General features: G+C 68.6%; 3 protein-coding genes and 1 pseudogene. 1 reads left to right on the top strand and 3 read right to left on the bottom strand.

Annotated elements, in window-relative coordinates:
• A partial coding sequence (locus tag ACFWF3_RS19705) for an FGGY family carbohydrate kinase (RefSeq protein WP_379314765.1) occupies positions 1 to 809 on the bottom strand: 809 nt, incomplete at its 3' end.
• A gap of 201 nt (positions 810 to 1,010) precedes the next feature.
• Here ACFWF3_RS19705 and glpD point away from each other — a divergent pair.
• Positions 1,011 to 2,801 (top strand): glycerol-3-phosphate dehydrogenase, encoded by a 1,791-nt coding sequence (glpD, locus tag ACFWF3_RS19700; RefSeq protein ID WP_379314764.1) that lies wholly within the window; start codon positions 1,011 to 1,013, stop codon positions 2,799 to 2,801.
• 39 nt (positions 2,802 to 2,840) lie between these two features.
• Here glpD and ACFWF3_RS19695 read toward each other — a convergent pair whose 3' ends face one another.
• Both ACFWF3_RS19695 and ACFWF3_RS19690 read right to left on the bottom strand, forming a co-directional pair.
• Positions 2,841 to 3,614: an Fpg/Nei family DNA glycosylase gene (locus ACFWF3_RS19695; RefSeq protein WP_379314763.1), complete on the bottom strand. Its 774-nt coding sequence runs from the start codon at positions 3,612 to 3,614 to the stop codon at positions 2,841 to 2,843.
• A 4-nt stretch (positions 3,615 to 3,618) separates the two neighbouring features.
• Positions 3,619 to 6,496 (bottom strand): annotated as a pseudogene (locus ACFWF3_RS19690) (ATP-dependent helicase); the annotation flags it as partial.

Below are 6,496 nucleotides of genomic sequence, written 5' to 3'. Positions count from 1 at the left end.
GTGTTGAGCAACATGAAATTGCCTGTGCCGTAGGTGTTCTTGGCCTCGCCGGGGGACAGGCACGCTTGGCCGAAGGTGGCCGCCTGCTGGTCGCCGAGAATGCCCGCGACCGGAATGCCCTCGAACGGACCGGAGGTGATGTCGGCGTAGACCTCCGACGAGCTGCGGATCTGCGGGAGCAGCGACATCGGAATGCCGAAATCCGCGCAGATCTGTGGATCCCATTGCAGGGTGCGAAGATCCATCAGCATGGTGCGTGAGGCGTTGGTGACATCGGTGAGGTGTTCACCGGTCAGCTTCCACAGCACCCAGCTGTCCATGGTGCCGAAACACAGGTCGCCTGCCTCGGCGCGCGCCCGCACGCCGTCGACATTGTCGAGGATCCATCGCAGTTTCGGCCCGGCGAAATAGGTCGACAGCGGCAGGCCGGTGCGGTCCGCATAGCGTTGCGGCCCTTGATCACCCGCGAGCTCGGTGCACAGCTGATCGGTGCGCGTGTCCTGCCACACGATCGCGTTGTACACGGGATCGCCGGTCGCCCGATCCCACACCACGGTGGTCTCACGCTGATTGGTGATCCCGACCGCGGCCAGATCCCCGGCCGAACACCGGCTGGTGCCCAGCGCCGCACCGAGCACCGACTCGGTATTGCGCCATACCTCCGCTGGATCGTGCTCCACCCAGCCGGGCTTGGGAAAGATCTGCCGATGCTCGCGCTGCGCGGTTCCGACGATCCGACCCTGCCGATCGAAGATGATGCACCGACTCGAAGTCGTGCCCTGATCGATGGCAGCCACATAGCGACGCATTGATGCAGGTTACCGAAAGTGGAGCCGGCGACCGCAAGATTTGTGGTCGGCGACGAATTTCGGGCCCACGCCTCGCCGCGTACGTCCCCAGCGACGAGTGCGGACTACGTTTAGCCTGTACGCAGCGGCGCCGGGAACGCGGCGTTTGCCCCAACTGTCGGCTGGGACCGGCCGGAATCGGTCGGCGGCGAGGAGTCGAGCATGTCGCAGACACCGGAGTTTCCGTTCCTGCACCCGGGAGAGTTGGTTGCGGGCGGCAAAAGGGATCGGCTCGGACCCGGCGATCTGGGGCCGGAACATCGGCGGACCGCCTGGGAACGGCTGGGCAAGGATCAGTTCGACGTCCTGGTGGTCGGCGGCGGCGTCGTGGGCGCCGGTATCGCGCTCGATGCCGCGACACGGGGGCTGTCGGTCGCGCTGGTCGAGGCCCGCGATCTCGCGTCGGGCACGTCGAGCCGCTCGTCCAAGATGTTCCACGGTGGCCTGCGCTACCTCGAACAGCTCGAATTCGGCCTGGTCAGGGAAGCGCTGAAGGAACGTGAGCTGGCGTTGTCGACGCTCGCACCGCACCTGGTGAAGCCGCTGCGGTTCCTCTATCCGCTGACCCACCGCGTGTGGGAGCGGCCCTACGTTGCCGCGGGCCTGACCCTGTACGACACCATGGGTGGCTCGAAATCCGTTCCAGGACAGCATCATCTGACCCGGCACGGCGCGATGCGGCTCGCCCCAGGCCTGCGCCGGGACTCGATGATCGGCGGCGTCACCTACTACGACACCGTCGTCGACGACGCCCGCCACACCATGACGGTTGCCCGCACCGCCGCGCATTACGGCGCGGTCATCCGCACCTCCACGCAGGTCGTCGGATTCCTGCGCGAAGCCGACCGGGTCGTGGGGGTGAAGCTGCGCGACACCGAGGACGGGCGTACCGGCGAGGCGCGAGCGAATGTGGTGATCAACGCGACCGGCGTGTGGACCGATGAGGTGCAGAGTCTGTCGAGGCAACGCGGCCGATTCCATGTGCGCGCGTCCAAAGGTGTGCACATCGTGGTGCCGCGCGACCGCATCGTCAGCGATGCCGCGATCATCCTGCGCACCACCACCTCGGTGCTGTTCATCATCCCGTGGGGCGCGCACTGGATCGTCGGCACCACCGACACCGATTGGAATCTCGACCTCGCCCATCCCGCGGCGACCAAGGCCGATATCGACTACCTGCTCGACCGGGTCAACGAGGTGCTGATCACCCCGCTCACGCACGCCGATATCGACGGCGTCTACGCGGGCCTGCGCCCATTGCTGGCGGGGGAGAACGACGACACGTCCAAGCTCTCGCGCGAGCACGCTGTGGCCAGGGTCGCGCCCGGACTGGTGAGCATCGCGGGCGGCAAGTACACCACCTACCGGGTGATGGCGGCGGACGCGATGGACGAAGCCGCACAAGACATTCCGGCGCGCGTCTCGCCGTCGATCACCGAGAAGGTGGCGCTGCTCGGCGCCGACGGCTACTTCGCGCTGGTCAACCAGACCGTGCAGCTCGCCGAGCACTACGGCGTCCACCCGTACCGGATGACGCACCTGCTCGACCGCTACGGCTCGCTGGTCGACGAGGTGCTCGCGATGGCAGCGGGCAAACCCGAACTCCTGCAACCGATTACCGACGCACCGGCCTACCTCCAGGTCGAGGCGGTCTACGCCGCGGCCGCGGAAGGCGCGCTGCACCTCGACGACATCCTGGCCCGTCGCACCCGCATCTCGATCGAGTATTCCGATCGCGGCGCGAACTGCGCCGAGCAGGTCGCCCACCTCGTGGCACCCGTTCTCGGTTGGGACTCCGACGATATCGACCGCGAGGTGTCCACGTACCAGGCGCGCGTACGGGCCGAGATCGAATCGCAGACCCAACCCGACGACACGTCGGCCGACGCGTTGCGGGCCGCCGCTCCGGAGCCGCGTCCGCAGTTGCTGGAACCGGTGCCGCAGGACCGCTGAGCCTCGGACCGGGGCTGAGCGAGCACGGGCGAGGTCATCTCACGGGCGAGGCTGGCAGCGCGGGCAGAAGAAGATGCCACGTTCGCGCTGAGTGATGCGGTCGGCAGGGTCGTCTTCGCCGAGCAACTGGGACGCGATCGGGGTGCCGCAGCGGGGGCAGGAACGGCGAGTGCGGCCGTAGACCATGGCGCGCCATGGTGGTTGGTGTGCGGCTTTGCCGAGAACACGGTGAGCTTCGTCGACGAGCGCTACGAGATCGGGGATGTCGCCGACCGGGGTAACGGGGTGGACTCTGCGCAGGAAACAGATCTCGCTGCGGTAGATGTTGCCGATGCCTGCCAGATTGCGCTGGTCGAGCAGGGCGAGACCGACGGCGCGACGCGGGTACTCGGTGAGCCTGCGCAATGCCTCGGCCGCATCCCAATCCGGGCCGAGGAGATCGGGGCCGAGGTGGTCGATGACCGTGTGTTCGTCGGCGCGCAGCAGCACCTGAACCTTGCCGAGCGAGAAGCCGACGGCCTCGACCTCGTCGTTGGCGAGCACCACTCGCGCGGTGACCGCGGGTTTGGTCCAGCGCTGGCCGCGGTGGAACACCCGCCACACGCCTTCCATCTTCAGGTGGGTGTGGATGCTCACGCGGTCGGTGCGGATGAACAGGTGCTTGCCGTAGCTGACGACCTCGTCGACACGTTCGCCGACCAGATCCACGGTGGCGTACCGCGGAACCCGGAAATCGCTGCGGGTGAGCGTTTTACCGACCAACGCCGTGCGTAGGCGCTGCGCGGCGCGGAAGACGGTATCGCCCTCGGGCATTCGGCTACACCTGCCTGCGCAGCCGCAGACCGCTCGGGGTCATCGAGAAACCGGCTTCGATCAGCACTTCGGCGAAGAGGTTGCCGTGCACAGTGTCTCCGTTGATCTTGTCGATCACCAAGCTGTCGACCCGGCGATCGCGCACCAGCCCGGCCAGTGCGAACGCTGCCGCCCGGCGCAGGCCGACGTCCTCGGTGAAACTGAGCAGAGTTTTGCCGCCGCGCTCGGAGTAGAGCACCAGTTCGCCGCCGACCAGAACCACCAACGCGCCCGCTTTGCGACCGGGCCGATGACCGCCCTCGGCGTCGCCCTTCGGCCACGGTAGCGCGGCGCCGTAGGGGTTGGCGGGGTCGCATGCCGCGAGGGCGAGCGCGACGCCCGCTCTGGTGGTGTCGCGGTCGGTGTCGAACGAGCGCAGGCGGTCGACGGTGTCGGTGGTGGAGAACTGGGCGCCGCCGAGCGTGTCGACGAAATAGCCGCGCCTGCACCGGCCGCGATCCTCGAACTCGGTGAGCACCCGGTACATCAGCTGGAAACCGCCGGATATCCCTTCGTTCTGCACCGAACCGCGAGTGAGCACGCCGTAGCGTTCGATCAGTTGATCGGCGGTGGCGTGGGCGCGAACGGTGTTGTCCTGCACGCGTTCGGGCAGGATCGACCAGCGTCCCGCCAGTGTGGGCGGACCGGACCGGGTCGGCATCGCCGGTCGCGGCAGATACGCGCGGCCCCGGGGCGAGCGGCGCGGGGTGCGGTGCGCGGTGGTGGCGCGAGCGGTACCGGACAGCAGGGCGCGCACCGGGGCGAAGGTGTCACCGGAGACATAGCCCGCCCAAACCAGCTGCCACAGAGCCTCCCCGGCGGCTTTGTCGTCGAGCAGGCCCGCGGAGTCGGCGAGTTGGCGAAAGAAATAGGCGCCGCCGCCGCGCAAGGTGGATGGCAGTTGCTGGACACGGTTCGCGGCGACGGGATCGGGTGCGTCGAGATCGACCGCCGGCCACGGTTCCAGATTCGCGCCGAGTGCGGCCAGGAGACCGAGCTGGAGGTCGGTGGGGTCGATCTCGTCGGCGGGAGGCAGGGTGAAGGGTGCCTGGTCGGCCAGGTGCAGGGCGACCCACCCGTCGCGGGCGGTGATCGCGCCGTGGCCCGACCACACCACCTCGCCGGTCGCCATCAGCTCGTCCAGCATGGCGGGTGAGTAGTCGCGCACTCGGGTGGGCAGAATCAGCGATTCCCAGGCCGAGGCCGGGATCGGTACGCCCGCAAGCTGTTCCACCACTGTCGCCACGCCGTCGACACCGCGTAGCTCGCCGGATCCGACGTGTTGCCAGGACGGCAGGAACCGGGCGAACGCGGCGGTGGACACCGGCTCGACCTCGTGCCGCGCGGCAGCCAGTGAACGGCGGCGCAATCGGCGAAGGACCTGGGCGTCACACCACTCGCCGCCAGCAGTGTCCGGCGTGAATTCACCTTCCACCACGCGTTTCTCGGCGAGCAATCGGTGCAGCGCTGTCACGGCGACGGCCGTTCCGAGGCCGAAGCGGTCGGCGACCGCGGCGGTGGTGAACGGTGCGTGGGTGCGCGCGTAGCGCCCGACGAGGTCGCCGAGCGGATCGGGGACCGGTTCGATGAACGCCGCGGGCACTCCGATCGGCAAGGGCACTCCGAGCGCGTCCCGCAGCCGAGCGGCATCCTCCACCGCCACCCACCAGGTACGACCTGCGAACGAAACCTCCAGCGCCCGTCGCGAATCCCGCAGTTCCGCGAACCATGCCGGTGCATCGGCATCGGCATCGGCGAGCAGGTTGCCGCGGGCAGAATCGAGTCCCTCATCCGGCGTGCTGTGTGCGGGTTCGTCGGGTGAGTGGGTGCCGGTGTCCATCGCTTCGGCGTAGCGCGCGGCAGACGCGGTGCCGGGGCGGGGAACGCAGCGTGCTGCGGCTTCGGTGGGCGTGAGGGGACCGAGGAGACGGAGCAGGTCGGCCAGACCTTCAGCGTCGCGGGCCAGGCGCTCGGGGGTGAGGCGTTGGAGTTCTTGCTCGGTCAGGGTGATGACGGCGGGGTCGAGGAGTTCACGCAGCTCGACGCGGCCGAGGAGTTCGGCGAGCAGGCTGGAGTCCAAAGCCAGCGCGGCTGCCCGGCGTTCGGCCAGTGGGCTGTCGCCGTCGTAGAGGAATTGCCCGATGTAGGAGAACAGCAGGGCGCCGGCGAAGGGCGACGGGCTCGCGGTCTCGACCTCGATCAGGCGGATCTCGCGGCGGGCCACCTTGGTGAGCAGGTCGCGCAGGGCGGGCAGGTCGTATACGTCGCGCAGACATTCGCGGACGGTTTCCAGCAGGATCGGGAACTGCGGGAATTTGCGTGCCACGTCCAGCAATTGGGCCGAGCGCTGCCGCTGCTGCCACAGTGGTGCGCGCTTGCCGGGGTCGCGGCGCGGCAGGAGCAGCGCTCTGGCGGCGCATTCGCGGAAGCGGGACGCGAAAAGGGCGGAGCCGCCCACCTGTTCGGTGACGATGTCGTCGATCTCGTCGGGTTCGAAGGCGAACAGTTCGGCGCCGGGTGGTTGGTCGGTCGTATCGGGCAGGCGCACCACGATGCCGTCGTCGGAGGCGGTCGGGGCGGCATCGATACCGAACTGTTCCTGCAGACGCGCCCCCACCGCCAGCGCCCACGGTGCGTGCACCGGGGTGCCGAAGGGCGAGTGCAGCACCAGGCGCCAGTCGCCGAGTTCGTCGCGAAACCGTTCCACGACCAGGGTCCGATCGGTCGGCAATTGGCCTGTGGCACTGCGCTGTTCCTCGAGCAGGCCGACCAGGTTGGCTGTCGCGTTCTGATCGAGTCCGGCGGTGCGCACCAACTGCGCGAGCCGTACCGCGGGCTTGCTC

The organism is Nocardia sp. NPDC060220 (assembly GCF_042727815.1).
Lineage (GTDB): Bacteria > Actinomycetota > Actinomycetes > Mycobacteriales > Mycobacteriaceae > Nocardia.
Note: the sequence above shows the minus strand (reverse complement) of the source record. Positions and strands in the feature narration are given on the sequence as shown.